Source organism: Streptosporangium sp. NPDC004631 (assembly GCF_053601935.1).
Window position 1 is genome coordinate 1 of sequence record NZ_JBSGCR010000079.1, and the last position, 1,383, is coordinate 1,383.

Here is a 1,383-nt window from a genome sequence, read left to right on the forward strand (position 1 = left end):
GAGGTTGTCCCGTAGCTCGTAGAACTTGAAGTGGCGGTCCCCGCCTCGGGGCCTACCTGGTGGTAGGTCTCGGGCAATCGCCAAATCACTCCGAGCAAGGAGACGGGGACCGTGAGTAAGACCTACCAGACCAAGCGCCGGCATGCCCGGCAAGCCGCCGAAGACGTGGCCGTCCCACACACCGTGAACATAGCCATGGAGCACATCGCCGCCTCGATGAAGGACGGCCTGCTCGCACTGGCCGTGCAGTCCGGCCTGGCGGTGATGTTCGCGCTTTTGGAAGAGGACGTAAGCGCCCTGTGCGGCCCGCGCGGCAAGCACAACCCTGACCGCGGCGCGGTCCGGCACGGCCACGACGCCGGATCGGTGGTGCTGGGCGGGCGCAGACTGCCGATCCGCCGCCCACGGGTACGCGCCGCCGATGGCACCGGCGAGATCGCGATCCCGGCCTATGAACTGTTCTCCTCCACCGAGATCCTGGACGAGATGGCCCTGGGCAAGATGCTCGGCAAGCTGTCGACCCGCCGCTACCGACTCGGCCTGGAACCGGTCGGAACCAGTGTGGAGCAGGCGTCCATCGGCACCTCCAAGTCGGCGATCTCGCGGCGGTTCGTCGCCGCCACCGAGCGCGCCCTGGCCGAGATGATGAGCGCCGACCTATCCGAGCTGGATCTGGCCGCCCTGATGCTGGACGGCGTGCACTTCGGCGAGCACACCTGCATCGCGGCGCTCGGGATCGGCATCGACGGGACCAAGTACCCGCTGGCGCTGGTGGAGGGCTCCACCGAGAACGCCACACTGGCTCGTGAGCTCATCGTCGGCCTGCGCGAGCGCGGCTTGGACGTCACCGGCCCGATCCTGGTCGTCCTGGACGGCTCCAAAGCATTGCGCCGAGCGGTGTTGGATGTGTTCGACCATCCTGTGATCCAGCGCTGCCAACTCCACAAGATCCGCAACGTCCGAGACAAACTCCCTGAGAAGCTACGCGCCACAGCCGAAAAGCGGATGCGTGAGGCTTACCACGCTGACACGCTCCTGGCCGCCGAGGCCGGACTCACCGCTCTGGCCGCCGAGTTGGACATGAAGTATCCCGGCGCGGCGGCCTCACTGCGGGAAGGCATGGACGAGACGCTGACCGTCTTGCGGCTGCAGGTGCCGCCGACGTTGGCGCGTACGCTGCGCTCGACCAACCCGATCGAGTCGATGATCTCCATCTGCCGCGACCATGCCGTCAACGTCAAGAACTGGAAGAACGGGCAGATGGCCCTGCGCTGGTGCGCGGCCGGCATGGCCGAGGCCTCCAAGCAGTTTCGCCGTGTGAACGGCTTCCTGCACCTGCCCAAACTCAGAGTCGCGCTCGAACGGCACGTCACGCCCCAGAAC

The 1,383-nt window shown here is 66.9% G+C and carries 1 protein-coding gene; it reads left to right on the forward strand.

Going from position 1 to position 1,383, the window contains the following annotated elements; translation table 11 throughout:
• Positions 1 to 111: 111 nt before the first annotated feature.
• The coding region (locus tag ACWEF2_RS31620) for an IS256 family transposase (protein ID WP_453819912.1) at positions 112 to 1,383 on the forward strand (1,272 nt) is incomplete at its 3' end.